The following is a 25,813-nucleotide window of genomic DNA, read 5'->3' as shown; positions in this document are numbered from 1 at the left end:
GGGTCAGGAAACGGGGGTGGCATCGTCCGGCGAGGACAGCCAGCGTTCGATGATCACCGCGGCGGCCACCGCATCCAGCGTGGCCGCATCGCGGCGCCGCTTACGGCCTTCGGCGCGCTCGACGGCGAACCGGCGGGCCGCTTCGACCGAGCTGGAACGCTCGTCGATCAGCACCACCGGCAGCTTGAAACGTTCCCGCAGCTGGCGGGCAAAGCCCTGCGCGCGCTTGCGGTTGGGCTGGTCCTGGCCATCCAGGGTGAGCGGGTCGCCCACGACCAGGCCATCGGGCCGCCATTCCTTGATCAGGCGTTCGACCGCGGTCCAGTCCGGGCCATGGCCGTGCACGTCCACCACCGCGATGGCGCGGGCATGGGTACCGAAGGAACTGCCGATCGCCACGCCGATGCGGCGCGAGCCGACATCGAAGCCGAGCACGGTGCCGTCGCGGCGGATGGTGGCCGGCTCAGACATTGCCGCTGTAGTCCGTCAACCGGAACAGGTCCACCCCGATCCGCGCGGCCGCGCCCTGCCAGCGCTGCTCCAATGGCGTGGCGAACAGCAGTTCGGCATCGGCCGGCACGGTCAGCCAGCTGTTGTCGGCGATCTCGCCTTCCAGCTGGCCCTCGGTCCAGCCGGCACAGCCGAGCGTGACCAGCGCATTGCGCGGGCCTTCGCCGCGGGCCATGGCTTCGAGGATATCGCGCGAGGTGGTCAGGTACACGCCCTCGCCCACCTGCAGGCTCGATTCCCACGCACGGGCATCGTCATGGATGACGAAGCCGCGCTCGGGATGCACCGGGCCGCCATTGAGCACCACCTGGTCGCGCAGGACCCGGTCGTCGGTCTGGATCTCCATCTGCGCCAGCACATCGCCCAGCGTGTACTCGGACGGCTGGTTGACCAGCACGCCCATGGCACCGTTCTCGTCGTGCTGGCAGATCAGGCTTACGGTGCGCGCGAAGGTCGGATCGGTCAGCGACGGCAGCGCAACCAGCAGGTGATCGGCAAGGGAGGTAGGCAACGTGGACATGGGCCCATTCTACCCGCTGCATCCTCACACGGGCGTGAGCCTCGGCTACGATGCGTGCAGTCATGGACGTGTGTACGCAATGGAGAGCACGATGAACCCGCAGCCACCCCTGTCCCTTGCCTCGCGCGCCGCCATCGTGCTGATCGCGCTGCTGCAGGGCCTGATGCTGTATGCGGTGCAGGAAGCGGCCGACCACGGCCCGTTCCAGGCGTTCGGCACGCGCCTGTGCTGGTACACCTGGGTACTGAGCGTGCCCACCGCCGTTGCACTGACCCTGGTGGACCTGCGCGACCGCCGCCTGTGGCTGCACGCGGCACTGGCCTCGGCCGTGGTGCTGGCGATGGCCGGCTGGATCGGCTGGAACCTGGGCGGAACGCCCGACGACCTGCGCCAGGCACCGCTGCTGATGCCGTTTTCCGTGTGCGTGGCCGTCGCGGCGTTCGTCGCGCTGCCGTGGTGGCAGTTCCGGCTGCAGCACGGACACTGGCGCGCCACCTACGCAGCCCTGTTCGAGCGCGCCTGGCAGAACGGGCTGACCCTTGCGCTGGCACTGGGCTTCACCGGGCTGACCTGGATGCTGCTGTGGCTGTGGGCGGCGCTGTTCGACCTGGTGGACATCCACTTCTTCCGCGACCTGTTCCGCGAAAAAGCCTTCATCGCGCTGGCCACCGGCATGCTGTTCGGGTTCGGCGTGCTGATCGGGCGCACCCAGGACCGGGCCATCCAGGTCATCCGCCAGGTGCTGTTCGCCGTGGCGCGCGGCCTGCTGCCGCTGCTGGCGTTCATCGCAGTGATCTTCGTGGTCTGCCTGCCCTTCACCGGGCTGGAGCCGCTGTGGCGCACGCGCTCGGCGGCCACGGTACTGCTGACCCTGGTGCTGCTGCTGATCGTCTTCAGCAACGCGGTGTACCAGCATGAAAGCGAGCTGCCGCCCTACCCGGCGTGGCTGCGCCGGCTGGTCGAGGCCAGCCTGCTCACGCTGCCGGTATATGCGGCACTGGCGCTGTATGCGATGGGCCTGCGCATCAGCCAGTACGGGGTCACCCTGGAGCGCTTCTGGGCGCTGCTGGCGGCGCTGCTGGTATGCGGTTACGCGGTGGGGTATGCGCTGGCCGCAGTGCGCAGGCGCGGGCGCTGGCTGCAGCGGATCGAACCGGTCAACCGCTGGATGTGCTGGGTGGTGCTGGGCGCGGCCGTGCTGGCCAATACGCCGGTACTGGACCCGATCCGGATCAGCCTGGCCAGCCAGGCGGCCCGGCTGCAGGCAACCGCGCCGGCGATCAAGGGCGAAGACGCCACCGATCTGCGCTTCGGCTATGGCCGGCGCGGCGCCGTGGTGCTGAAGGAACTGCAGCAGGACCCGCGCTTCCGCGACGATCCGCGTGCAAGCACCCTGATCGCCAATGTCCTGAGCGTGGACGCGCGGCGAGCCCGTTATGGGGACTACAGCGACACCATCAAAGACCTCAAGGTGCTGCAGCAGCAGCTGAAACTCGCCAAGGGCAGCCCGGCGCCGGATCCAGACTGGTGGCAGGCGTTGCTGGCCAGGACCGTGAACGTCAGCAGCTGCCTGGAAATGGACGAGGTCTGCGTGGCGCTGCGCCGCGACCTGGATGGCGATGGCGTGGACGAGGTGCTGTTGTGCCATGAGCCGTCATGGGGCGGCGCGGTATGCCGCCTGCACGCGCGCGAGGGCAAGGACTGGACGGACGCCGGCAAGATCGAATTCCCGATGCCCTCGGAGTATCAGGGCGACCCGGCGTACGACCCGCTGCTGCGGGGTAACCTGACGATACATCCCGCACGCTGGCCGCAACTGTCGCTCGGCGATGGGCCTAGACTGGGCATCGAACAACCTCCCGTTGAAGACGACACCCCATGAGCGGTTACTGCCTCATCGCACCGGGCCACCCGGTGCACGGTCACTACCATGACCACGAATATGGCTTTCCGCAGCGCGACGAACGCGAGCTGTTCGAGCGCCTGCTGCTGGAAATCAACCAGGCCGGGCTGAGCTGGGAAACCATCCTGAAGAAGCGCGAAGGGTTCCGCGCGGCGTACAGCCAGTTCGATGTGGATACCGTGGCCGGCTATGGCGAGCGCGACGTGGAACGCCTGCTCAACGATGCAGGCATCATCCGCAACCGGCTCAAGGTACATGCGGCCATCCACAACGCCCAGGTGATCCAGCAGCTGCGGGCCAGCCACGGCAGCTTCGCGGCATGGCTGGACGCGCACCACCCGCGCGACAAGGCCGAGTGGGTGAAGCTGTTCAAGAAGACGTTCCGCTTCACCGGCGGCGAAATCACCGGCGAATTCCTGATGAGCCTGGGCTACCTGCCCGGCGCGCACAGCCCGGATTGCCCGGTGTACAAACGCCTGCAGAAACTCAAGAAAACCGGGTAAGCCCTCAAACGCCCATGTACCGGCCGGGCCGATGGTTGAACATCAGCACCAGGCTCAGCACCACCGCGCCGATCGCCGAATACATCACCTTGTCGGGCGAGAGCACGAAGAACGCCACGCCCATCAGCAGCGTGTCGAACGACATCTGCACCTTGCCCGCGCTCCAGCCACGGGTACGCTGCAGGTACACCGCCAGGATGCCGATGCCGCCCAGGCTGGCGCGGTGGCGGATGTAGAACAGGATGCCCAGCCCGGCCAGCGCGCCGCCGACCAGCGCCGAATACAGCGAACTCATGTGGGCGAAATCGGCCCAGCGCGGCAGCAGGTCGGTCAGCACGCCGCAGGCGGTGACCGCCGCGAAGGTCTTCAGGGTGAATTCCCAGCCCATGCGCCGCACTGCCACCCAATAGAACGGCAGGTTGACCAGCACGAACACCAGGCCGAAGTTCCAGCCAAACGCGTAGTGGGCCAGGAAGGCCAGGCCGGCCATGCCGCCGATCATCAGCCCGCCCTTGGCAAAGATCGCCAGGCCCAGCGAGGCCACCAGGGTGGCCAGGATCATGCCCTGCACGTCCTCGGCCACCGAATGGCGCAGGGCGATGGCATCGGCCACGGTGCCGGCGCTGTCCGGCGGCGGGGTCAGCGGGCCGGCGGTGACCAGATGGCCGTCAGCGTCGTCGCACGGCGCGGGGCCATGGGATTCAAGGGACATGGGGGGTGGGGCCAGACACGTGGGGAGCGGTATTAGACACGATCCGCGTGACAGTTGCAGGTGAAATCGATTCATCCCGCCCGTCAGCCGGTTCCATCCCTCAGATGGTGCGCCACCAGCGCGTTGGCGTGCCCGTGTCCCAGCCCGTGCTGGTCCTTCAGGAACGTGACCAGCGCCATGTGCCTGAGCCCGCCCTGGGTGGCCAGCAGGGCAAGCCAGTGACCCACTGGCTGCCCATAGGTCTTTTCGATGGACGGGAAGTACGACGCGGGGCCTTTGACCGGGGTGGTGTCGCTCATGACCTGTTCCTTGCAGAGGGGTTCACCCAGTACGACGTTGGCCAGCGCACGAAATCGACATCCGTCAGCGGGTGACCTGCTTCTGCCGTTCGGCGTTGTAGCGGTCGCCCACGATGGCGATGCCGTCCAGCGCCGCCGCGATCTGCTGCTGGTCCGACTCGTGCAGGGTCAGCTCGACAGCGGCCAGGTTCTCCTCAAGCCGGTGCAGCTTGGTGGTGCCGGGAATCGGCACGATCCACGGCTTGCGCGCCAGCAGCCAGGCCAGCGCCACTTGGGCCGGGGTGGCCTGGCGGGCGGCGGCGATGGCCCCGATGGCCTCGACCAGCGCCTGGTTGGCGCGGCGCGCCTCCACCGCAAAGCGCGGCAGCGAGCTGCGGAAATCGGTGGGCGCGAACTCGGTATCGGCGGTGATCGCCCCGGTCAGGAAGCCACGCCCCAGCGGGCTGAACGGCACGAAGCCGATGCCCAGCTCTTCAAGCACCGGCAGCACGCTCTGCTCCGGCTCGCGCCACCACAGGGAGTACTCGCTCTGCAGCGCCGCCACCGGCTGCACGGCATGCGCGCGGCGGATGCTGGCTTCGCCGGCTTCGGACAGGCCGAAATGCTTCACCTTGCCCTCCGCGATCAGGTCCTTGACCGTGCCGGCAACATCTTCGATGGGCACGTTCGGGTCTACCCGGTGCTGGTAGAACAGGTCGATGCGGTCGGTCCTGAGCCGCTGCAGGCTGGCCTCGCAGACGGCGCGGATGTTCTCCGGGCGGCTGTCCAGCCCCAGGTCGGCATTGGCTTCCTTGAACCCGAACTTGGTCGCAATGACCACCTGGTCGCGGTACGGCGCCAACGCCTGGCCCAGCAGTTCCTCGTTGCGGAACGGGCCGTAGACCTCGGCGGTGTCGAAGAAGGTCACGCCGCGCTCCACCGCCGCGTGCAGCAGCGAAACGCCGGCGCTCACATCAGGCGCGGTGCCATAGGCATGGCTCAGGCCCATGCAGCCCAGCCCAAGCGCGGAAACGCGCAGGCCGCTGTTGCCAAGGGTTCGTGTCTGCATGGGGTGCTCCTTCCAGTGGGGAGCCCCACGATACGCCCGCTGCCGCCGGCGATTGCACCGGCGGGACCACTGGTGGTCATGAGCGGATTTCATCAATGGCGCCTGCGCGCGCAGGCGCCATCTGCCCGCCTCAGCTTTCGGCCACGGTCCCGATCACGGCCAGCAGGAGCAGCAGGCCACCGGCGATGATCACCAGGATGTGCCAGACGTTGAACCGATCCATGCGCTCCATGTCGACCCGTTCATCCTGGTGGTAGCGGCGCAGCAGGCTGTTGACCGGCAGCAGCGGTACGAACGTGAACAGCGCCAGCAACCAACCGGCGTTGGGCAGCCGGCTGGCGAAGTTGAGCAGGAAGTAGGTCACCGCCAACAGCCCTGGTGCGAAGGCCAGTTCGCGACGCCGGCTGCTGGCCGCGTCGCTCAGGTCGCGGAAGCAGAAGAACGACCAGATCGGTGAAAACAGCGCGCGCGCCCAGGGCCACTGGTCGCCGCCGGTCTCGCGCTTGATCGCCTGCCAGTTCCGCCAGAACCAGTACAGCGGGTACAGCCCGAGCGTGGTGGGTGACAGCAGCACCATTTTCAGGGTGGAGGGCGAGTAGTACTCGGCCGCGTCGGAAATCGCCCGTGCCTGGGACTGGGATTCCGGCAGCGTGCCGGGCAAAGCAGGTGGCATCGGAATGGTCGCCGGTGCGCGGTAGGGATCATGCAATTCCATGTGCATTCTCATCATTGGCAGTGTCACCGGCGTGGTGCCGGCCCCTTGAAACACCACTTACAACAAAGGCGCGCCGGCATTGCACCGTACGCGCCCTGGTTCCGCGCCCGCAGGTTCAGCGGACTTCGGAAATCTCCACGCCGTCCAGGCCCTGCGACAGCGTGCGCGCATCGCCGCCCTGCGAAAGCTTGATGCGCAGGCGCACCTCGTTCTGCGAATCGGCGTAACGCAGTGCGTCTTCGTAGCTGATCTCGCCGGCCTGGTAGAGCTCGAACAGGCTCTGGTCGAAGGTGCGCATGCCCAGCTGCACCGACTCCTTCATCACTTCCTTGAGCTTGTGGATCTCGCCATCGCGGATGTAATCCTGCACCAGCGGCGTGCCCAGCATGATTTCCATCGCCACCTTGCGCGACTTGCCATCCGGCGAGGGCACCAGCTGCTGGGCGACCACGCCCTTGAGGTTCAGCGACAGATCCATCAGCAGCTGGTTGCGGCGGTCTTCCGGGAAGAAGTTGATGATGCGGTCCATCGCCTGGTTGGCATTGTTGGCATGCAGGGTGCACAGCACCAGGTGGCCGGTTTCGGCGAACGCGATGGCGTGGTCCATGCCTTCGCGGGTACGCACTTCGCCGATCATGATCACGTCCGGCGCCTGGCGCAGGGTGTTCTTCAGTGCCGCTTCCCAGCTGTCGGTGTCGATGCCCACTTCGCGCTGGGTGATGATGCAGCCTTCGTGCTTGTGCACGAATTCGATCGGGTCTTCGATGGTGATGATGTGCCCGGTGGAATTCAGGTTGCGGTAACCGATCATCGCCGCCAGCGAGGTGGACTTACCGGTACCGGTCGCACCCACGAACAGAATGATGCCGCGCTTGGTCATCGCCAGCGTCTTGATGATCGGCGGCAGGCTCAGCTCTTCCACGGTGGGAATGCGCGTTTCGATGCGGCGCAGGACCATGCCGACCTGGTTGCGCTGGTAGAAGCAGCTCACGCGGAACCGGCCCACGCCCGACAGGCCGATGGCGAAGTTGCACTCGTGGGTCTTTTCGAACTCTTCGCGCTGCGCCGGCGTCATCACGTTCAGCACCAGGTCGCGGCTCTGCTGCGGCGTGAGCGGGGTCTGGGTGATGGGCGAGATCTTGCCGTTGACCTTGATCGCCGGCGGCATGCCCGCAGTGATGAAAAGATCCGACGCCTTCTGGTGCGCCATCAGCTTGAGGAACGAGGTGAAGTCGATGGTGGTGCTGGTGGTGTTCATGGCGATGTGCTCCGGAAACCTTGCCGAGGGCCGGGCATGGCCCGGCGCTGCGAATCTGTCGCGCCGGGCGGGGCCCGGCGCCACCATCATTCGAAGATGCGCTTGTCCTTGGCGTATTCCTTGGCCTGGTTGCGCGTGATCAGGCTGCGCTTGACCAGGTCCTGCAGGTGCTGGTCGAGCGTCATCATGCCCATCTGCTGGCCGGTCTGGATCGCCGAGTACATCTGCGCCACCTTGTCTTCGCGGATCAGGTTGCGGATGGCCGGGGTGCCGACCATGATTTCCCACGCCGCGGTACGCCCGCCGCCCACCTTCTTCAGCAGCGCCTGCGAAATCACCGCGCGCAGCGATTCGGACAGCATCGAGCGCACCATCGGCTTTTCGCCGGCGGGGAACACGTCGATGATGCGGTCGATGGTCTTGGCCGCCGAGCTGGTGTGCAGGGTGCCGAACACCAGGTGGCCGGTTTCGGCGGCGGTCAGCGCCAGCCGGATGGTCTCCAGGTCGCGGAGTTCGCCCACCAGGATGATGTCCGGGTCTTCACGCAGTGCCGAACGCAGTGCTTCGTTGAAGCCGTGCGTGTCGCGGTGCACTTCGCGCTGGTTGATCAGGCACTTCTGCGAGGTGTGCACGAATTCGATCGGATCCTCGACGGTGAGGATGTGGCCGTATTCGTTCTTGTTGATGTAGTCGATCATCGCCGCCAGCGTGGTCGACTTGCCCGAACCGGTCGGGCCGGTCACCAGGATCAGGCCCTGCGGCTGGTCGATCAGCTCGCGGAAGATCGGCGGCGTGTTCAGGTCTTCCAGGGTCAGCACTTCGGACGGAATGGTACGGAACACCGCACCGGCGCCACGGTTCTGGTTGAACGCGTTGACGCGGAAGCGCGCCAGGCTGGGAATCTCGAACGAGAAGTCGACTTCGAGGAATTCCTCGTAATCGCGACGCTGCTTGTCCGACATGATGTCGTAAACGAGGGCGTGGACCTGCTTGTGGTCCAAGGCAGGAATGTTGATGCGACGGACATCGCCGTCCACGCGGATCATCGGCGGCAGGCCTGCCGACAGATGAAGGTCCGACGCTTTGTTCTTAACGGAAAACGCCAACAGCTCGGCGATATCCATACGCTGCTACTCCCCATAGACTGCTGCGACTGGAAGGATCTTTCCCCGGTCGGCAGTATAGCCTCCCTGATCCACCGCGATATCTCTTTCTAGAGCTACCCCTTGAGCGCCCCACCCGTGACCGCCCTGCCCCTGTCTACCCTGCTGCTGAACCTGCACAACGCGGCCACGGCCGCCGGGCGGCCACCGCCGCGCCTGCTGGCGGTGTCCAAGACCCAACCGGCCGAGGCGGTGGCGGCACTGGCGGCGCAGGGCCAGCGCGCGTTCGGCGAGAACTACGTGCAGGAAGCGGTGGCCAAGATCGATGCACTGGCAGCCTTGGCGCTGGAGTGGCACCTGATCGGGCACCTGCAGTCGAACAAGGCCGACCTGGCCGCGCAGCGCTTCGACTGGGTGCAGAGCGTGGACCGGGCCAAGCTGGTCACCGCGCTGGCCGCGCACCGCCCCGACGCATTGCCGCCGTTGAACGTGCTGGTGCAGGTCAATATCGACGATGAGGGCAGCAAGCACGGCTGCACGCCCGACGCGGTACCGGCGCTGGCCGCCGCCATCGCCGCCGAACCGCGCCTGTGCCTGCGCGGGCTGATGGCCATCCCGGCGCCGTGGCCGGACGCGGATCGACGCGCCCAGGCCTTTGAACGCATGCACGCGCTGTTTGCCGGGCTCACCGCCCGGTACCCGCAGGTGGATACCCTTTCGATGGGCATGAGCGGGGATTACCCCGAGGCCATTGCCCACGGCGCGACCATGGTCCGCGTCGGGACCGCCCTGTTCGGCGCACGCCATTGAGTTGCCCACCCGCCCGTAGCGCGGGGCCCTGCCCCGCTGCCCAGATCACGTACAAGGATGCCCAATGAGCACTTCGATCACCTTCATCGGCGGCGGCAACATGGCGCGCAGCCTGATCGCCGGCCTGGTCCGCCAGGGCACTGCCCCCGGCAACATCCACGTGGCCGAACCGGTTGCCGAGCTGCGCAGCCAGCTCACCACCGACTTCGGCGTGAAGACCTACGCCAGCGCCACCGAAGCGGCCGCGCAGGGGGCGATGTGGGTGCTGGCGGTGAAGCCGCAGGTGCTGCGCGATGTCTGTGCGTCGCTGGCCGACATCGCCCAGGCCCAGGGCCCGCTGGTGGTGTCCATCGCCGCCGGCATCACCAGTGCGCAGCTGCTGCGCTGGCTGGGCGGTGCGGGCGCGGTGGTGCGCGCCATGCCCAATACCCCGGCGCTGCTCGGTGCAGGTGTGACCGGGCTGTTTGCCACCGCAGGCGTCAGCGCCGAACAGCGTGGCCAGGCCGATACCGTGCTGGCCAGCGCCGGGCGCACGGTATGGATCGAGGATGAAGCACGCATGGATGCGGTCACCGCCGTCTCCGGCAGTGGCCCGGCCTACGTGTTCCTGCTGGCCGAGGCGATGGAAGCGGCCGGCATCGCGCAGGGCCTGCCGGTCGACGCCGCGCGCACGCTGGTGGTGCAGACCCTGCTGGGCGCCAGCCGCATGCTGGACGAATCCGGCGAAGCCCCGGCCGAGCTGCGGCGCCGGGTGACCTCGCCGAACGGCACCACGCAGGCCGCGATCGAGAGCTTCCAGGGCGACGACTTCGAAGCCATCGTGGCGCGCGCGATCAATGCGGCGACGCGGCGCGGGCAGGCGTTGTCGGCGGCCAATGATTGAATGAACGTTGCCGGTGGATCGCGCAGCCACGCAGGGCGTGGCTCTACGATGGGAATCGTCGCTGTGTAGCGCCACGCCCTGCGTGGCTGCGCGGTCAATCCGGCGCCAGCGCACCCAACAGGAATTCAACAAAACTGGCCAGCTTGGGCCGCGGCCGCCGATCCGGCAGATAGACCAGGTGCAACGGCCTGGGCTCGGGCAGGTAATCGCCCAACACCGGCACCAGCCGCCCCGCCGCGATATCGTCGGCCAACAACACCGCCGGCTGCAGGATCAACCCCGCCCCGGCCAGCGCGGCCCGGCGCAACCCATCGCCGTCATTGCACAGCAGCCGCGAATGCGCCGACCAGTCCTGCTCGGGGTAACCACGCAGGCGCCAGCCGTGCCCACCGCGCCAGGCCAGGTGGGTCAGGCAGTCATGCGCGTGCAGCTCTGACGGGTGGGCCGGCACGCCACGCCGCTGCAGGTAGGACGGCGCCCCACAGATCTGCATCGCATACGGCGGCAGCGGCCGCGCCACCCACTCGGCCGACCCCAGCTGGCCCATCCGCACCACCGCGTCGAACTGTTCTTCAATCAGGTCCACGCGCCGGTTGCTCAGGTCCAGTTCGACGCTGACCTGCGGGAACGCGGCCAGGTAATCCGCCACCAGCGGTGCCAGCACGCAGCTGCCCCAGGTCACCGGCGCGCTGATGCGCAGCACGCCCTGCGGCTGCGCCTGCAGCCCTTCCACGCTGGCCTCGGCCTGCTGCACCTGCTCCAGCACGGCGCGGCAGCCGGCCAGGTAGTTGCGGCCGGCATCGGTGAGGCTCTGGCTGCGGGTGTTGCGCTGCAGGAGGCGCACGCCGAGGTAGGCCTCGAGCTGCTGCAGGTACTTGCCCACCATCACCGGCGACACCCCCAACTGCTGGGCGGCCGCGCTCAGGCTGCCCCGGTCGACCACGGCCGCGAAGGCCTGCATGCAGCGCAGGGTGTCCATTGGAAACTCCTGGTTAGGAATCTGCAAAGCATACGCCGGTTACCAAACCCGGTAACCCGGCGCAGACTGGCTCCATTCCTTCAGGAGCAACCGGCATGAAGATTCTTCTCGTAGGCGCCAGCGGCACCCTGGGCCAGGCCGTCGCCAGCACGCTGGGGGTGCACCACCAGCTGATCCGCGCCGGCCGCCACGGCGGCGATGTGCAGGTGGACCTGACCGACGATGCCAGCGTGCAGGCACTGTTCGAGCAGGTGGGTACGGTGGATGCGGTGGTGGCCGCCACCGGCCGGCTGCACTTCGGGCCGCTGGCCGACATGCAGCCGGCGCAGTTCAACCTGGGCCTGCAGGACAAGCTGCTGGGCCAGGTGCGGCTGGCGCTGGCCGCGCAGCACCACCTGAACGTGGGCGGCTCGATCACGTTGACCAGCGGTATCGTCGGCGCACAGCCGATCCGCGATGGCGCCAATGCAACCGCCGTCAATGCGGCGCTGGAAGGGTTCGTGCGGGCGGCGGCCTGCGACCTGTTGCCGCGCGGGCTGCGCATCAACGTGGTGAGCCCGAACGTGCTGGCGGAATCCATGGACGACTACGGCGCGTATTTCCCGGGGTTTGAACCGGTGACCGCGCACCGCGCGTCGTTGGCCTACCAGCGCAGCGTGGAAGGCGTGCAGAGCGGGCAGGTCTTTACCGTCTGGTAACCATCAGCCCCACCGCTGCGGACCATCGCCCTGCTCGCCCAGCGCATCGCCCGGGTTGGCCAACCGGCAGCGCTTCAACGACAGGCACCCACAGCCGATGCAATCGGTGAGCTGGTCACGCAGCAACAACAGTTCCTCGATGCGTTGATCCAGCTCGCCGCGCCATAGCGCCGACATCTTCGCCCACTCGGCGCGGGTCGGCGTCTTGTTTTCCGGCAGCGCCGCAAACGCATTGGCCACCGCTTCCAACGGCATGCCCACCCGCTGCGCCACGCGGATCACCGCCAGCCGGCGCAGCACGTCGCGGCTGAAGCGGCGCTGGTTGCCCGCCGTGCGCAGGCTGCGGATCAGCCCCTTGCGCTCATAGAAGTGCAGCGCCGATACCGCCACGCCGCTGCGACGTGCCACGTCGCCTACACTCAGCTCCTGCGCGATCACTTCTTGACCTCAACCATGGTTAAGGTGTCATCGTGCGGCACCTCGCGGTGTGCCGCAAGCACCGCGCTTCTTCGTTGCCTGGAATCCGCATGTCTTCCGATGTAGCTGCACTGCCTGCCGACGCGCCCACGTCGATCCTCTCGCCGCGCTACCGCGCCACCACCATCGGCATGGTCGCGCTGGTATCGCTGCATGCCTTCGAGGCACTCGCCGTGGCCGCCGCCATGCCCACCGTGGCGCATGAGCTGGACGGCCTGCGCCTGTACGCGCTGGCGTTCGGCGGCACACTGGCCACCAGCGTGATCGGCATGACGCTGGCGGGCCGCTGGAGTGACCGGCTCGGCCCGGCGCGGCCGTTGTGGCTGGGCCTGTGCTGCTTCATCGCCGGCCTGCTGGTGGCCGGGCTGGCCCAGCACATGCCGGTGCTGGTGATCGGCCGGCTGCTGCAGGGGCTGGGCGCGGGTGCCATTTCGGTTTCGCTGTACGTGCTGGTCGGGCGCACGTTCCCCGAAGTGCTGCGGCCACGCGTCTTTGCCGCGTTCTCGGCAGGCTGGGTGGTGCCGTCGCTGATCGGCCCGGCCATCAGCGGCCTGATCGTGCAACACGCCGGCTGGCGCTGGGTGTTCCTGGGCGTGCCGTTGCTGGCCATTCCGGCCGCGCTGCTGCTGCGGCCCGCCCTGCGCGCGGTGCCGGCGCTGGCTGCCGCGCCCCGTTCGGAGGGCAGCGTGGTGCGCTGGGCGATCGGTGCGTCGGTGGGCGCGCTGCTGCTGTACGTGGGCGGCCAGCAGGTCGGCTGGCCGGCACTGGCGGTGCTGCTGCCGGCAGTGGCGCTGCTGGCGCTGTGCAGCTGGAAGCTGCTGCCACGCGGCACCCTGCGCCTGCGCCGGGGCCTGCCCAGCGTGATCGCCCTGCGCGGTATTGCAGCGTCTGCGTTCTTTGGCTGCGAAGCCTTCCTGCCGCTGCTGCTGCAGCGCGAGCGTGGCCTCAGCCCGCTGCTGGCCGGGGTGGCGTTGAGCCTGGGCGCGCTGGGCTGGTTCAGCGGCTCATGGTTCCAGGGTCATGGCGGCCAGGGGCTGTCGCGCCGGCAACTGCTCACCGCCGGCGCGCTGCTGATGTGCACTGGCATCATCGGCACCGCACTGGCGATCCAGCCAGGCGTGCCGCTGGCCTTGGCGCTGGCGGGGTGGACCCTCACCGGGCTGGGGATGGGGCTGATCTACCCCAGCCTGTCGGTGCTGACGCTGTCGCTGTCGCCGCCCGCGCAGCAGGGCGCGAACACATCCGCCCTGCAGTTGAGCGAAGCGCTGGGCGTGGCCACCACGCTGGCCATTTCCGGCTCGCTGTTCGCCCTGATGCTGTCGGTGGATGTGACCCTGGGCTATCTGCAGACCTTCGCGATCATGTTGCTGCTGGCCGCCGCGAGCGTGGTGGTGGCGCGGCGGGTTTGATTGTCGTCGGTTGATCCGGCGCCGCGCAGCCACGCAGGGCGTGGCTCTACGGATGATCGGCGCCCCGCGCGTAGAGCCACGCCCTGCGTGGCTGCGCGGTGCCGACCGAGGCGGCATGTCAGGGCGTCACTTCCTCAAGATCTTCCCTGAGGATCCGCCGGATCTCGAGCACTGCCTGCGGGGTTTCCTGCACGCTGTGGCCGGAGATGATCACCTTCTCCGACACCGCGCCAGGCAGGTGCGCGCTCCAGTAGGGCACCAGGCCGTCGTCGGACTTCTCCAGCGGCACCTCGGGTTTGCGCTGGGCGATGATCGAGTGGTACTTCAGGCCCGGCATGATCGGCAGCGCGGCGGCCGCCTTCACGAACGGGTCGGTGGCCTTGAGGTTGTCGATGCTGTTGGGGATCTGCAGCTTGGTGGCCTGCGCCGACTGCACTTCCGATTGCTGCAGCGCCTGGAACACATCCTCGAACTTGCCCAGGATGGTGATCGGCAGGCGCACCAGGCGCCCGATGAAGCGCCCTACCCGGTTGCCCGCGATATCGGTGCCCTGGTGGGGGGCGGCGATGAAGATGGCGCGCTCCACGTTCGGTTCGGCATCGAAGTGCAGCAGCGGGCCCAGTTTGGCCTGCACGCGCTTGAGCCGCTCACCCTTCAGGTCGTAGTTGGCCAGCAGCTGGTTCCACAACGTGTCGCCGGAACTGGTGACCAGCAGCCGGGCCAGCACGCCGCCCATGCTGTGGCCGATGAACACCATGTCCTTCGACGCACGCGAGGTGCCCTTCGGATCGAAATGCCGGAGCGTGTTGTCGAACGCCTGGTCGATCTCATAGCGGTTCAATGCGATCGGCGCATTGGTCGGGTAGTACACCTGCCACACCTGGAAGTGCCTGCGCAGCTCGGGGTCGCCCAGGATCTCGTTGGCCACGTTCACCCACGCTTCCGGGCTGCTGCCCAGCCCATGCAGCATGAAGATGATGCGGCGGTCCGGATCCCACGGCTGCATCAGGTACATGTGCGGTTCGGCAATGCCTTCGCTCAACCCGAACAGCGTGCGCAGCGACTGGGTGGCAAAGCCGGACTGGGCCAGCCACATGCCGTAGGCGGCGGTGAAGTTGCCGGCCAGCGGCACTTTTTCACCGTGCAGGTCCACGCTTTCAGTGGACTCGGGCGAGTACACGTCGAACAGCACCTGGGTGGTATCCAGCACCTGCTGCAGGGTGTCGCCCTTGAAGCGGAGCAGCGCGGTGGCATTGATCGCCGACATCTCGCTGTACTGCGGAATCTCGGCCTTCTCGCCTTCCAGTGGGGCGATCAGCTTGGGCGGGTCCATCACCACCACCAGCTCGGCACCGAACCCGTCGCGGCGATAGGTACTGCGCAGGCCGGCGAAACTCACCGAGGACGCCGACACCATCGTGGTGGGAATGCTGGTCAGGCGCAGCTCGTCGAAGTCCGAGGTCAGCGTCCAACGCTCGCCCGCCACCGCGGCGTTGTAGTCCTCGCCTTCCAGCGCGCTTTCGCGGCTGCGCTTGAACACCACCGTGGCGGTCTGCTCGGCGGCGTAGTTGTAGTAGTCGCGCACCTGGGTCTGGCGGTCTTCGAACGCGCGGTCCGACGGCGTGCGCCCACTGAAGAACAGGTAGGCATACGCATACCGCGCTGCTTCCAGCCACGCATCCAGCGCCGCGTCGGACATCGGGGTCTTGTCGCGGTCCTTCGGCTTGGGGGTCAGCGCCAGCGCGTTCTTCACCCACAGCTCGGACAGCGTCGAGAGCCGCTGTTCCTCGGGCAGGTCGCGGGTGTCCCTCAGTGTCGTTTCGCAGGCGGCCACGTCCTTTTCGCACAGCGCCACGTCCAGCCCGATCACGCTCAGCGTTTCCTGCGAGGCCATGCTGAACTTGCCGGAGGTGAGCACGTCGCCGCGCTTGCTGGCCAGGTAATCGGTGGGCGAGACCTGCTTCATGGTGACCATGGCGCAGCCGCTGGAGAGCAGCAGCGACAGCAGCACCGCCAGCAGGGGCACGCCACGGCGCAGGAGACGGCTCATGGCGTCACCTCCGGGTCGATGCCCGGCACGCCGGCGCGGATCAGCTGCGACAAGCGCGGATCATCACCGGCCGCCCGCGCGCGATCGGTGATGCGCCCGCGCGCCTTCAGCGTGGCGAAGTCCACGCCGGGCGTGAGCACGCCCAGGTCACGCGCGTACTCGGCGAAATAGCCGGAGGCGAGCAGCCGGTAGTCCAGCGGCAACCCCGGCGCGATCTGCTTGGCCAGCTCGTACACGATAGTGGTGCAGTTGCTGGTCAGCGTGTTGTAGAACGCCGGTGCCGCGTCCAGCTTGCGCGCCTCGCCCAGGTAGGACACGAACAGGCCCTTGAGCTGCTCGCGGGTCATCCCCTTCAGGCGATACAGGTACACATCCTCGCCGCGCACGTTGCTGCGCACCCGCACGATGTCGGTTTCCTCGGCCGCCACCAGGGTCATCTCGAATTTGCGGAAGAACCCGCCCAGCGCCGAGAACGATTCGCCGCGCTCCTTGCGGATCTCCAGCGAGAACACCAGCTGGCGGCCGTCGGCGAACCCGAACGACACCAGCGTGTGCGCGATCATCGGCCCCATCCAGTACGACAGCACCAGGTCGGCCGAACGCAGCTGGTCCAGGTCGTATTCGCGGCGATCCCAGCGCACGTCGTGGTCGTCATCGGTGCGCCAGGTGAAGTTGCGCACGTTGTCGAGCACCACCCGGGAACCGTCGAACTCCACCACCTTCAGGCGCTGGGCGACATCATCGGCCCAGACCCGGTCCTGGCGCGGGCTGAGCAGCAGCCACCAGACGCCGCAGAGCACCAGCGCGGCCACGAACAGCGGGCCTGGCCAGCGCCCGGCACGGGCGCGTCCCACGGCCACGGCCGTGGTGAGCGCGAATGCGCCCCACCCCGCCAGCAGCACGCCCTTGAGCCAATTCGGCCCGGGAAGTTGATAGGCCAGCAGCCCGGCCACCCACAGCGCTGCGACCAGCATCAATACGGCCAGCCCCCATCGTCCTGCTGTCTTCACACATCGTTCCGTCGGTTGGTCGGGGCGCTAGTTAGCCATAACCACCGTGTGGGGGACATGTTTCCCTGTTCAGGTTCGCTCAGCGGCGCGGCGCGCCCACTTTCTGCCAGGGCGCCATGCCCTTGCGGGCGCGCGGCAGGGCGCGCCGCAGCGGCAGGCGGCGCGGCATCGGAATGCCCACCCCCGGCGCGGCGGTATCGTCACGGCGCAGGTCCTCGGCGCGCTCGCCCACCAACAGGGCCGCCATCTCCTCCAGGCCATTGCGCATCGCCCGGGCGGCTGTCTGCAGGGTATTCATGGCGTGTCTCCAGAGGGGAAGCGGGGACGGACTACGTTAAGACCGGCGGCGCGTACGGGTCGTGCAGGGGATGTGGCAAAGGGATGAAAGCCGACCGCCACGGGCTTGTATCTGAGATTCATTTGCGTTCGCATCCTCACCTCCTGATAATCCGGGCCCTCAGTCCCCGGGATCCCCGTCATGCCTGCCCTGTCGCGCCGTTCGCCCTTGCTGCTGCTGGTTCCCACCCTGCTGGCCTCGGCCATGGCCCACGCCCAGGACACCAGCACCGCCCGTACCCTGGATGCGGTGAGAGTGGTGGCCGACCGCGCCAGCACCGCCACCAAGACCGATACCCCGCTCACCCAGACCCCGCAGGCGATCAGCGTGGTGACCAGCGAGCTGTTCACCGACCGCGGCGCCCGCAACCTGCAGGAAACCCTGCGCTACAGCGCCGGCGTGACCGCCGATGCCTACGGTCTGGATACCCGCAGCGATGGCAGCACCGTGCGCGGCCTGGACCCGGTGCAGTACCTGGACGGCCTGCGCCGCAGTTACGGCTTCAACCCGCTGGCACGCACCGAGGTGTACGGCCTGGAGCGGGTGGAAGTGCTGCGCGGCCCCTCGTCGGTGCTGTACGGCGCCGGTGCCACCGGCGGCATCATCAATGCCATCACCAAGCGCCCGACCTTCGGCGACCTGGGCGGTGAAGTGGCCGTGCAGCTGGGCAACTTCGACCGCAGGCAGTTCCAGGGCGACGTGGCCGGCACCCTGAACGAGGCCGGCACCCTCGCCGGTCGCTTCGTCGGGCTGGTGCGCGAATCCGGCATGCAGACCGACTACATCGACGATGACCGCGTGTACCTGGCGCCGTCGATCCGCTGGCAGGGCGAGCGCAGCACCCTGACCGTGCTGGCCAGCTACCAGCACGACAAGACCGCCTCCAGCCAGCAGTTCCTGCCGGTGGTGGCGACGCTCAATGCACCGGCCGGTTCGCCGCGCCTGGATCCGTCGACGTTCCTGGGCGACCGCGATTTCGACAAACTCGATTCGCGCGTGTACAGCGTGACCGCCCTGTTCGACCACAGCTTCAGCGACAGCATCAGCCTGCGCTCGGCCGTGCGCTACCTGGACGGCAAGACCGAATTCCGCGAACTGTACCCGGACACCTATTCCAATCCGCTGGACCCGTTCATCGATGCCGACAAGCGCGTGCTCAACCGCAACGCCTACGGCGTGCGCCCGGACGTGCGTTCGCTGACCAGCGACAACGCAGTGCAGTTCGACTTCGCCACCGGCGCGTTCCAGCACCTGCTGCTGGCCGGCGTGGACTACAGCGATTACCGCGAGAAGTCGTACAACCTGGATGCCACCCCGACCCCGATCGACATCTACAACCCGATCTCCACAGGCGTGACCATCAACGGCTGGGACCGCCTGCCCGACCAGCAGACCACCCAGCTGGGCGTGTACCTGCAGGACCAGATCCGCTGGGCCGACCGCGTCTCGCTGGTGCTGGGCGCACGCCGCGACCATGCGCGCAGCAAGACCGAAGGCCTGCCCAGCCAGACCGACAACGCCACCACCTACCGCGCCGGCCTGATCGGCGAGATTGGCGCGGGATTCTCGCCGTACATCAGCTACAGCGAGTCTTTCCTGCCGGTGACCGGCCAGGACCTGTACGGCCGTGCGTTCAAGCCGATGCAGGGCGACCAGTGGGAAGGCGGCATCAAGTGGCAGCCGGCGTCGAACATGCTGGTGACCCTGGCGGCCTACCGCATCACCGAAACCAACCGCCAGACCAACGATCCGGACAACGTGTTGAACGTGATCCAGACCGGTGAGATCGAATCGAAGGGCGTGGAAGTCGAGGGCCAGTTCCAGTTCGCGCACGACATCACCCTCACCGCCGCGTACTCGCGCAACAAGGCCGAAGTGACCAAGAGCAACTTCGCCATGGAAGTAAACCAGCGCCTCAACGACACCCCGCAGGAGCTGGCCTCGGTGTGGCTGGGCAAGGCCTTCCACCTGGTCGACGACGCACGCCTGCGCCTGGGCATCGGTGGCCGTTACGTGGGCAACACCCAGTCGCTGGGCTACGGCGGTTTCATCCGCACACCCAGCTACACGCTGGTGGACGCGCTGGCCGAAGTGCAGGTCACCGACTGGACGATGGCGCTGAACATCACCAACCTGAGCGACAAGAAGTACTTCGCCCCGTGCCGCAATTTCGGGGACTGCTTCACCGGCAACCCGCGCACGGTGACCGGCACGATTTCCTATCGCTTCTGACGGTTTGCCGGGCATGGCCCGGCACTACCGCGCTCGTACCCTCTCCAGCCGCCGCCAGAGAATTCAATGCAACGTTCCACCATCAAAGCCTGGTTCCTGGTCCACAAGTGGACCAGCCTGGTCTGCACGCTCTTCCTGCTGCTGTTGTGCGTGACCGGCCTGCCCCTGGTGTTCGGCGAGGAGATCGCCCACCTCAGCGAACCGCACGTGGACAACCCGCAGCCGCAGGCCGCGCATCGCAACCTGGACGAACAGGTGCGCACCGCCGTGGCGCAGTACCCGGGCAACGTGCCGCTGTTCGTGGGCTGGGACTGGGAAGGCCATACGGTGTACGTCAACACCGGTACCGAGGCGGCCACGCCGCCGCCACAGATGAAGACCGCGCTGCTCGATGCCAGCAGCGGCGAGGTGCTGCCCGCGCCGCAGTTCAACGAAGGGGTGATGTACTTCCTGTACCGCCTGCATACCGACCTGTTCCTCGGCCTGCCCGGCATGCTGTTCATGGGCGCGATGGGCCTGCTGTTCGCCGTGGCGATCATCTCCGGCCTGGTCCTGTACGGCCCCTTCATGCGCCGCCAGCGCTTCGGCACCCTGCGCACCGGGCGCAGCCGCCGGCTGGCCTGGCTGGACCTGCACAACGTGATCGGCGTGGTCACCCTGGGCTGGGCGCTGGTGGTGGGCATCACCGGCGCCATCAACACGATTGCGAAGCCACTTGAAACCGCCTGGCAGAGCCAGCAGCTGGGCGAGTTCGCCGCGCGTTACGCCGGCCAGCCGCGCCCGACCACGCTGGCCTCGCTGCAGGCCGCGGTGGACACCGCGCGCGCCGCCGAACCCGGCATGCGCCCGGCGTTCGTCAGCTTCCCCGGCACCGGCTACAGCGGCGACCACCACTATGGCGTGTTCATGCAGGGCAACACTCCCCTCACCGAACGCCTGTACCGCCCGGTGCTGATCGATGCGACCAGCGGCGAACTCACCGCCCGGCCGCAGCTGCCCACCTACATGAGCGTGCTGCTGCTCAGCCAGCCGCTGCACTTCGGCGACTACGGCAAGCTGCCGCTGAAGATCCTGTGGGCGCTGCTGGACCTGCTCACCATCGCAGTGCTGGTGAGCGGCCTGTACCTGTGGTTCAAGCGCGGCAGCACCGAAGCGCGGGTAACCGAGATCGAGCGCGCGGAAAAGACCGGGGGTGCCGCATGAGTCCGTTCAAAGCGCCTGCCTGGATCGCCGCCGCCAGCGTGCTCGGCCTGGTCAGCGCGCTGATCGGGGACGGTGTGTTCGATGTGGTGTCGTGGGTGATCTTCGCCGCACTGATCGGGCTGGTGGTGCGTGGGTGGGTGAAGCGCACGCGCTGATCAGCCGGCCACGTTCCGGGCGAAGTTCACTACCGCCGGTGATGCCTCACCCGCGCGCAGGCACAGCTGCAGCTCGAACGCGGCTTCATCGCCGCTGATCGGGCGATACACCACCTCGTCATCGCGGAACCCGGCCATGCTGGCGGGTACCACCGAGATGCCCGCCTCCACGGCTACCAGCGACAGCACCGCATGCATGCCGTGCGCCTCCTGCACCACCTGCGGGGTGAATCCTGCCGCCGCGCACAGGCGCACCACCTGTGAGTGGAACCCCCTGCCCTCGCGCGCCGGCCACAGCACGAACGGTTCATCCGCCAGCGCCGCAATGGTCAAGTGCTCCCGCTGTGCAAGCGGATGCGCGCGCGGCAGGGCGATCGACAGGTGGTCCCGGTCGAACGCCTGCAGCCGCATGTCGTCGGCCTCGAACACTGGCGGAATCACCACGCCCACGTCGATCCGCTGCTCGCGCAACATCTGGATCTGACGTGCGGAGGTGGCTTCGATCAGCTCCAGGCGAACGTGCGGGCTGGTTTGGCGGAAGCGGCGAATCACCCCGGGCAGGCGCCCGTACAGCGCGCTGCCCACATAGCCCAGCCGCACGGTACCGGTGCGCCCTGCCGCCGCATCACGGGTGGCGGTCAGCGCGTGGTCGGCCTGCTGCAGCAGCAGGCGCGCTTCGGCCAGCAGCATCGCCCCTGCAGCGGTGAGCCCAAGCGTACGGTTGCCGCGCTGGATCAGCTCGCTGCCGATCTCGTCTTCCAGCTTGCGGATGGCCGCCGTCAGCGGTGGCTGCGACATGTGCAGGCGCGCGGCGGCGCGGTGGAAATGCAGCTCTTCTGCCACGGCGACAAACTGGCGAAGCAGGCGGAGATCAACCATGGGCATGCATGCGCTGGACGGAAACCCCGCCAGTATGCCGTGCCGGTGACTACCTGCGGGGTTCCACCGTGGGCTGCGCGATGCGCGACCACTGCGCGGCAATGTCTTCGATGCTTTCCGCAGACGTGGCGCGCAGGTCACGCGGGTAGGCCACATCGTCGGCCTCCACGCTGCGGGTTGCGTGGAACTGGCCGTTGCTGGCGCGCAGGATCCAGCCGCCATCGCTGCAGGCCGCTGATGCAAGGAAGGCAACGCCGGGCGCCACCGCATCCGGGTGCAGCTCATCCGGCTCGCCTTCCACGCCCCACATGCGGGTCTTGGCCACCGGCGAGATGGCATTGACCATGATGTTGTGCGGTGCGCCTTCGGCGGCCAGCACGTTGACGATGCCCACCGCCGCCATCTTTGCGGCGGCATACGCGGCCAACCCCTTCTGCACGTACTGCGGATACAGCGCGCGGTCGGAGGTTGTCAGCACGATGCGGCCATGGTGGTTGGCCTGCATCGAGGGCCACGCCGCCTCGGCCAGCCACAGCGGCGCCTTGGCCGCGATGGTCATCATGTGGTCGAAGCGATCCTCCTCCAGCGCATCGATCTGCTGGTACTCCACCCACCCCGCGTTGTGGATGATGAAGTCGATCCGGCCATGACGGGCAATGATGTCGGCGACCAGCGCGCGGCAGCCATCGCGCTGGTCGATCGCCGCGTGCGCGGCATGCACCTCCAGCCCGGTACCGCGCAGCAGCGCCACGGTCGCATCGATCCGGCGCGGGTCCTGCCCGTTTCCATCCAGCCCGGCGCCAACGTCATGCATGACCACCTGGGCCCCGCGCCGGGCCAACAGCCGGCTGTAGGCCAAGCCCAATCCGCTGGCTGCACCGGTAACCAGCCCAACCTGCCCTTCAAATGAAACATCGTCGTGCGTCTGCATCCGCACAGGATCGTGCTGACGGCACACGCAGCGCCAATACTCCCTGCAGCAGTCCACGATACAAACCGCGTATCGCTCTCAAACGAATCACCGCAGCGGTTCGACCACCACGGCCGTGCCATAGCACAGCACTTCGGTCAGCCCGGTCATGATGTCGGTGGCGTCGTAGCGCATCCCGATGATCGCGTTGGCCCCCAGCATCCGGGCATGCTTGGCCATGTCGCGGTAGGTCTCCTCGCGCGCCTGCTCGCACAGCTCGGTATAGATGGTGATGTTGCCGCCGAACAGCGTCTGGATGCCGCCCAGGAAGTTGCCGACGATGGAGCGCGAACGCACGGTGATGCCGCGCACCACGCCGAGGTTTCGCGCGACCCGGAAGCCGGGCAGCTCAAACGCCGTGGTCACCATCGAGTCGTCAAGACGGGGCCCGGTCGGCGGGCGTGCGGCGCTGTTGTAGGGGTCTGCCATGGTTGCCTCGTTGCCAGGGGCGGTCCGCCCCGGATGGTCGGAAGGGTTAATGCGCCTGTGGCCGTCGCGCGCCGAGGATCCAAAGGAGGCATGTCTGAACCAGTACCGCCAACCAAAGCATGCAGTACACGCCCACCGCTGTTCCCTTGGCCACGCGTTGGCTGTCATTGGCGTAGGGCCAGAGCCGCCACGTATCGATCTCGAATACCCACACGCCTGCCAGCAGCAGTGCCGCTGCAAGGATCGTAGCCAGCCATGTGAGCCATGAGCGCGGCTGCGTGCGCACAACCAGCAGGGTCAGTAACAAACCTGCTGCGATGAAAAGCAAAGGAATGCCAATCGCGGTGGTCAGTACACCGGTGTAGTTGGTCGCCAACGCAGTGAGCGGAGCGCAGGAAAACGCTGCGAACAAGCACGTCGCAACCATTCGATGCCGAGGACTCACGCCCGCAGCCCGTAACGACCCGCACCTGTTGCCTTCAACTCAATATCTGCCAGAGCCATACGCGCCCAGTCCAGCATTGCGGGTGACGGCTCCGGCGCAGGCTTGCGACGCAGCATTTCACTGGCATTCCAGAGCACCCGATACGGCGTGGCGAAAATTCCCGCCAAGCTCCACCAGCCGAGCGTGGCGCAGGAGAGCATGGCCCAGAGGTTGCTGCGGTTGGCGCAGGCACGGCACGAGAACGTTGTCTCGGTGCTGGTCGTGACAACAAAAACCATCGATGCAATATAATGTGCGCTGTGCATGTCAGGCTGCTGGTGTGATCTGCCGCATCGCGGGCAGCTGCCGGCCTTGAGCGCACGTGCATGCGCTGCGGCGCGTTCGTCGCTGATGTCTTCGCCCACCATGCGCAGACGCGAGGTGTGGAAGCAGTCGATGCCGCAGAACTTCTGCCCCTCCATGGCGAACGCCCCGGTAAGCAGGGACTTCCCACAGAAATCGCAGCGATTGTCCACGCCGGTCTTCAGGTGTTGGTTCCGCCGTGACAGGTGCAGCTCGCCCTCCAGCGCATCGCCCCATTTGCCGCGTTCGCGCAGCACCTGGGTCAAGGCCTGGCGCGCCTCGTCCGTCAACTCCTGCGTCGCCAGCTTCTCCACCAGCGCGTCGGTGTCGAGTTCCTGGAAACGGGCTACGAAGAATTCCGTTGAGTACATGGTCCCCCCTGGACCGGTGGCGCGTGGCAGGGCTGCGTTGCGCTCCGTGCTGATGTGCGTGTTGCTGTCGGAAGCTTAAGGAGCGCGGCAAAAATGAACAAGAACCCCCTTGGTCCGGACGATGCCAGGCCATGGCCGACTTCATCGTGCGACTGGCGTCCGACGGGCTCTGGGCCCATGACTACATCGCCAACCGGCGCATGCCACCCGCGGTGAAACGGCGGGTGACCGCCGCGCTGGCAAAGATGCTGGGCAGCGACTGATCCTGTCAGCCCCCACGTTCGACGGCGGGCTTGGAGTACCACAGCGCGTTGACGATGATCCAGCGCTCACCGAAACGACCCATGTGGAAGTAGTCCACGAACCAGGGCGTCTCCAGCCGCACCGAGGCCGCATTGCCGGTAACGTCCAGCACGCGGCAGGTACGGTCCCACTCCGCCTTGGGCGTCTTCAGCGCGCCCTGGCGGGTCAGGCCCACCAGTTCTTCCTTGCTCATGCGGCGCAGGCCAAGCCGCTCGTCCGGGGTTTCGCCCAGCACCATCCGCTTGGCCAGGTCTGGGTGCAATGACCGCGCTACCCGCTGGGGATCGGCTTCCAGCTGGCCATCCACATAGTCAAAGCAGGTCGCCTCGATGGCGGCTATGGTGGCGGCGTCGGGTGCCGCCGGGGTGTTTGCGGTGGCGGCAGCAGCAAACAGCAGGGCAAGTGCGGACATGGAATCCCCAAGAGAGTGACAAGGTAGTCAACAGGTGACGCGTCCAACGATTGGATCGATGCCGCTACGGCGCGCCAGGTCGGACCACCTTGCAGTGATAACACCCGCAGGTTGTGCCGTCGACGTTGTACCAGGAATGCGCGCCACCATGCGCCTCGCAATCCCTGCCTTTACCCGCGAAACCCAGGTTGATCAGGAACCAAGGCAGGTGCTGCCTGATGGCAGTCCTCCAACGGTAGGGCGAAGGCGTAGCAGCCAGGACCAGTCGCCGGAATACTTCCAACATGACGAGGGGCAACAGCCAGCTTGCCCACAGCAGGCACGAGATGAGTGCCCCGCCCGGCGCCAGACCTGAGGCAATGGCCACGGGCAACATCAAGCGGAACAGGACAGGCGCCAAGGTCACCGCGTAGTTGCGGATCATCCACGTCCTGTGCCGCTCCACACGTCCGCGGTGGATTGCCCTCATGGCCAACAGCGCGGTGGTCAACCACGCCAGGGCCGTACCGGCAAAACCAATCTTGATGGAAAGCGGTGCGGGGGTGGTGGCGATCAATCCGGCGGCGGCTGCGCTGGCCGTGAGGACTCCACCGAAATAGAGATACCCAACCCGCCGGTGCAGTGCAGGACGTTCCCACCACCAGCGCGCCAGCAGCTGGATCGGCCCGGTCACGATGGCCACCACGCCACCGGCCAGATGCAGCCATAGCCAGCCGTGGCGATCCACGAAGCGGCCGTACGCGGGGCTGTCCAGAAGCCCGTAGTTTGCATAGGCCGCCAGCAGGAATTCGGCTGATACCACCACGATGATCAGCCAGGTGACGACCATGAACATGGCTCTCAACACT

30 protein-coding genes are annotated in these 25,813 nt (G+C 67.3%); 10 read left to right on the top strand and 20 right to left on the bottom strand.

Features of this window, described 5'->3' with window-relative positions; genetic code table 11:
- Nucleotides 1–3 precede the first annotated feature (3 nt).
- Both ruvX and NMB40_RS02625 read right to left on the bottom strand, forming a co-directional pair.
- Nucleotides 4–471 (bottom strand): Holliday junction resolvase RuvX, encoded by a 468-nt coding sequence (ruvX, locus tag NMB40_RS02630; RefSeq protein WP_494360045.1) that lies wholly within the window; start codon nt 469–471, stop codon nt 4–6.
- On the bottom strand, nt 464–1,030 hold the full coding sequence (locus NMB40_RS02625) for a YqgE/AlgH family protein (RefSeq protein WP_494360044.1): 567 nt from the start codon (nt 1,028–1,030) through the stop codon (nt 464–466). Before NMB40_RS02625 ends, ruvX begins: the two co-directional genes overlap by 8 nt.
- A gap of 91 nt (nt 1,031–1,121) precedes the next feature.
- Here NMB40_RS02625 and NMB40_RS02620 point away from each other — a divergent pair, with 91 nt between their 5' ends.
- Together NMB40_RS02620 and NMB40_RS02615 are read left to right on the top strand one after the other, a co-directional pair.
- Nucleotides 1,122–2,912, top strand: coding sequence for a DUF4153 domain-containing protein (locus tag NMB40_RS02620; protein ID WP_494360043.1), 1,791 nt, complete (start codon nt 1,122–1,124; stop codon nt 2,910–2,912).
- Complete coding sequence (locus tag NMB40_RS02615) at nt 2,909–3,436, top strand: DNA-3-methyladenine glycosylase I (protein WP_068849753.1); 528 nt, start codon at nt 2,909–2,911, stop codon at nt 3,434–3,436. The genes NMB40_RS02620 and NMB40_RS02615 overlap by 4 nt, the downstream gene beginning before the upstream one ends.
- Before the next feature lie 4 nt (nt 3,437–3,440).
- Here NMB40_RS02615 and NMB40_RS02610 read toward each other — a convergent pair whose 3' ends face one another.
- From NMB40_RS02610 to NMB40_RS02585, 6 genes are all read right to left on the bottom strand, one after another.
- Nucleotides 3,441–4,148 carry a YitT family protein gene (locus NMB40_RS02610; RefSeq protein ID WP_282247055.1) on the bottom strand — a complete coding sequence of 236 codons (708 nt, stop codon included), beginning with the start codon at nt 4,146–4,148 and terminating at the stop codon, nt 3,441–3,443.
- Nucleotides 4,149–4,231: 83 nt separating this feature from the next.
- Nucleotides 4,232–4,447, bottom strand: coding sequence for a DUF4287 domain-containing protein (locus NMB40_RS02605; protein WP_494360042.1), 216 nt, complete (start codon nt 4,445–4,447; stop codon nt 4,232–4,234).
- Nucleotides 4,448–4,511: 64 nt separating this feature from the next.
- Entirely contained in the window at nt 4,512–5,495 is a 984-nt protein-coding gene (locus NMB40_RS02600) for an aldo/keto reductase (RefSeq protein WP_494360041.1), read from the bottom strand.
- A 130-nt stretch (nt 5,496–5,625) separates the two neighbouring features.
- Complete coding sequence (locus NMB40_RS02595) at nt 5,626–6,210, bottom strand: hypothetical protein (RefSeq protein WP_448142150.1); 585 nt, start codon at nt 6,208–6,210, stop codon at nt 5,626–5,628.
- Between the two features lie 115 nt (nt 6,211–6,325).
- Complete coding sequence (locus tag NMB40_RS02590; RefSeq protein WP_102944162.1) at nt 6,326–7,468, bottom strand: PilT/PilU family type 4a pilus ATPase; 1,143 nt, start codon at nt 7,466–7,468, stop codon at nt 6,326–6,328.
- Between the two features lie 86 nt (nt 7,469–7,554).
- Nucleotides 7,555–8,592 (bottom strand): type IV pilus twitching motility protein PilT, encoded by a 1,038-nt coding sequence (locus tag NMB40_RS02585; RefSeq protein ID WP_068849741.1) that lies wholly within the window; start codon nt 8,590–8,592, stop codon nt 7,555–7,557.
- Between the two features lie 117 nt (nt 8,593–8,709).
- On the opposite strand from NMB40_RS02585, the gene NMB40_RS02580 reads away from it, so the two are divergent.
- Together NMB40_RS02580 and proC are read left to right on the top strand one after the other, a co-directional pair.
- The gene (locus NMB40_RS02580) at nt 8,710–9,381 is read left to right on the top strand and encodes a YggS family pyridoxal phosphate-dependent enzyme (RefSeq protein WP_494360040.1); all 672 of its coding nucleotides are present in this window, start codon (nt 8,710–8,712) and stop codon (nt 9,379–9,381) included.
- A gap of 64 nt (nt 9,382–9,445) precedes the next feature.
- Nucleotides 9,446–10,264 carry a pyrroline-5-carboxylate reductase gene (proC, locus tag NMB40_RS02575; RefSeq protein WP_494360039.1) on the top strand — a complete coding sequence of 273 codons (819 nt, stop codon included), beginning with the start codon at nt 9,446–9,448 and terminating at the stop codon, nt 10,262–10,264.
- 94 nt (nt 10,265–10,358) lie between these two features.
- On the opposite strand, the gene NMB40_RS02570 is transcribed toward proC, so the two are convergent.
- The gene (locus NMB40_RS02570) at nt 10,359–11,243 is read right to left on the bottom strand and encodes a LysR family transcriptional regulator (RefSeq protein WP_494360038.1); all 885 of its coding nucleotides are present in this window, start codon (nt 11,241–11,243) and stop codon (nt 10,359–10,361) included.
- A 95-nt stretch (nt 11,244–11,338) separates the two neighbouring features.
- Here NMB40_RS02570 and NMB40_RS02565 point away from each other — a divergent pair, with 95 nt between their 5' ends.
- Nucleotides 11,339–11,941 carry a short chain dehydrogenase gene (locus NMB40_RS02565; RefSeq protein ID WP_494360037.1) on the top strand — a complete coding sequence of 201 codons (603 nt, stop codon included), beginning with the start codon at nt 11,339–11,341 and terminating at the stop codon, nt 11,939–11,941.
- Between the two features lie 3 nt (nt 11,942–11,944).
- Here NMB40_RS02565 and soxR read toward each other — a convergent pair whose 3' ends face one another.
- Nucleotides 11,945–12,379: a redox-sensitive transcriptional activator SoxR gene (gene soxR, locus NMB40_RS02560; protein WP_448142146.1), complete on the bottom strand. Its 435-nt coding sequence runs from the start codon at nt 12,377–12,379 to the stop codon at nt 11,945–11,947.
- An 89-nt stretch (nt 12,380–12,468) separates the two neighbouring features.
- On the opposite strand from soxR, the gene NMB40_RS02555 reads away from it, so the two are divergent.
- Complete coding sequence (locus tag NMB40_RS02555; protein WP_448142145.1) at nt 12,469–13,827, top strand: MFS transporter; 1,359 nt, start codon at nt 12,469–12,471, stop codon at nt 13,825–13,827.
- A gap of 118 nt (nt 13,828–13,945) precedes the next feature.
- On the opposite strand, the gene NMB40_RS02550 is transcribed toward NMB40_RS02555, so the two are convergent.
- From NMB40_RS02550 to NMB40_RS02540, 3 genes are all read right to left on the bottom strand, one after another.
- The gene (locus NMB40_RS02550) at nt 13,946–15,877 is read right to left on the bottom strand and encodes an esterase/lipase family protein (RefSeq protein ID WP_494360036.1); all 1,932 of its coding nucleotides are present in this window, start codon (nt 15,875–15,877) and stop codon (nt 13,946–13,948) included.
- Nucleotides 15,874–16,851: an Lnb N-terminal periplasmic domain-containing protein gene (locus tag NMB40_RS02545; protein ID WP_494361026.1), complete on the bottom strand. Its 978-nt coding sequence runs from the start codon at nt 16,849–16,851 to the stop codon at nt 15,874–15,876. Before NMB40_RS02545 ends, NMB40_RS02550 begins: the two co-directional genes overlap by 4 nt.
- Nucleotides 16,852–16,966: 115 nt before the next feature.
- Complete coding sequence (locus NMB40_RS02540; protein WP_249833851.1) at nt 16,967–17,185, bottom strand: hypothetical protein; 219 nt, start codon at nt 17,183–17,185, stop codon at nt 16,967–16,969.
- A gap of 180 nt (nt 17,186–17,365) precedes the next feature.
- Here NMB40_RS02540 and NMB40_RS02535 point away from each other — a divergent pair, with 180 nt between their 5' ends.
- From NMB40_RS02535 to NMB40_RS02525, 3 genes are all read left to right on the top strand, one after another.
- Complete coding sequence (locus NMB40_RS02535) at nt 17,366–19,456, top strand: TonB-dependent siderophore receptor (protein WP_494360035.1); 2,091 nt, start codon at nt 17,366–17,368, stop codon at nt 19,454–19,456.
- 66 nt (nt 19,457–19,522) lie between these two features.
- Nucleotides 19,523–20,659 (top strand): PepSY-associated TM helix domain-containing protein, encoded by a 1,137-nt coding sequence (locus NMB40_RS02530; RefSeq protein WP_494360034.1) that lies wholly within the window; start codon nt 19,523–19,525, stop codon nt 20,657–20,659.
- Nucleotides 20,656–20,814, top strand: a complete 159-nt coding sequence (locus NMB40_RS02525) for a hypothetical protein (protein ID WP_494360033.1) — start codon at nt 20,656–20,658, stop codon at nt 20,812–20,814. Before NMB40_RS02530 ends, NMB40_RS02525 begins: the two co-directional genes overlap by 4 nt.
- On the opposite strand, the gene NMB40_RS02520 is transcribed toward NMB40_RS02525, so the two are convergent.
- The 5 genes from NMB40_RS02520 to NMB40_RS02500 form a co-directional block, all read right to left on the bottom strand.
- The gene (locus NMB40_RS02520; RefSeq protein ID WP_494360032.1) at nt 20,815–21,693 is read right to left on the bottom strand and encodes a LysR family transcriptional regulator; all 879 of its coding nucleotides are present in this window, start codon (nt 21,691–21,693) and stop codon (nt 20,815–20,817) included.
- Nucleotides 21,694–21,742: 49 nt separating this feature from the next.
- A complete protein-coding gene (locus tag NMB40_RS02515) occupies nt 21,743–22,624 on the bottom strand; it encodes an SDR family NAD(P)-dependent oxidoreductase (RefSeq protein ID WP_494360031.1) in 882 nt (293 codons plus the stop codon).
- Nucleotides 22,625–22,711: 87 nt separating this feature from the next.
- The gene (locus tag NMB40_RS02510) at nt 22,712–23,092 is read right to left on the bottom strand and encodes a YbjQ family protein (protein ID WP_489990049.1); all 381 of its coding nucleotides are present in this window, start codon (nt 23,090–23,092) and stop codon (nt 22,712–22,714) included.
- A 46-nt stretch (nt 23,093–23,138) separates the two neighbouring features.
- Nucleotides 23,139–23,468, bottom strand: a complete 330-nt coding sequence (locus NMB40_RS02505) for a hypothetical protein (RefSeq protein WP_494360030.1) — start codon at nt 23,466–23,468, stop codon at nt 23,139–23,141.
- 65 nt (nt 23,469–23,533) lie between these two features.
- Nucleotides 23,534–24,250, bottom strand: a complete 717-nt coding sequence (locus tag NMB40_RS02500; RefSeq protein WP_494360029.1) for a hypothetical protein — start codon at nt 24,248–24,250, stop codon at nt 23,534–23,536.
- Between the two features lie 131 nt (nt 24,251–24,381).
- Between NMB40_RS02500 and NMB40_RS02495 the strand changes: the two genes are divergently transcribed.
- Nucleotides 24,382–24,513 carry a hypothetical protein gene (locus NMB40_RS02495; protein ID WP_494360028.1) on the top strand — a complete coding sequence of 44 codons (132 nt, stop codon included), beginning with the start codon at nt 24,382–24,384 and terminating at the stop codon, nt 24,511–24,513.
- Nucleotides 24,514–24,518: 5 nt separating this feature from the next.
- On the opposite strand, the gene NMB40_RS02490 is transcribed toward NMB40_RS02495, so the two are convergent.
- Both NMB40_RS02490 and NMB40_RS02485 read right to left on the bottom strand, forming a co-directional pair.
- Nucleotides 24,519–24,965: a nuclear transport factor 2 family protein gene (locus tag NMB40_RS02490; RefSeq protein ID WP_494360027.1), complete on the bottom strand. Its 447-nt coding sequence runs from the start codon at nt 24,963–24,965 to the stop codon at nt 24,519–24,521.
- 64 nt (nt 24,966–25,029) lie between these two features.
- Nucleotides 25,030–25,800 carry a DUF2306 domain-containing protein gene (locus tag NMB40_RS02485; RefSeq protein WP_494360026.1) on the bottom strand — a complete coding sequence of 257 codons (771 nt, stop codon included), beginning with the start codon at nt 25,798–25,800 and terminating at the stop codon, nt 25,030–25,032.
- Nucleotides 25,801–25,813: the final 13 nt, after the last annotated feature.

The organism is Stenotrophomonas sp. FBCC-B152, from assembly GCF_059134105.1.
Note: the sequence above shows the minus strand (reverse complement) of the source record. Positions and strands in the feature narration are given on the sequence as shown.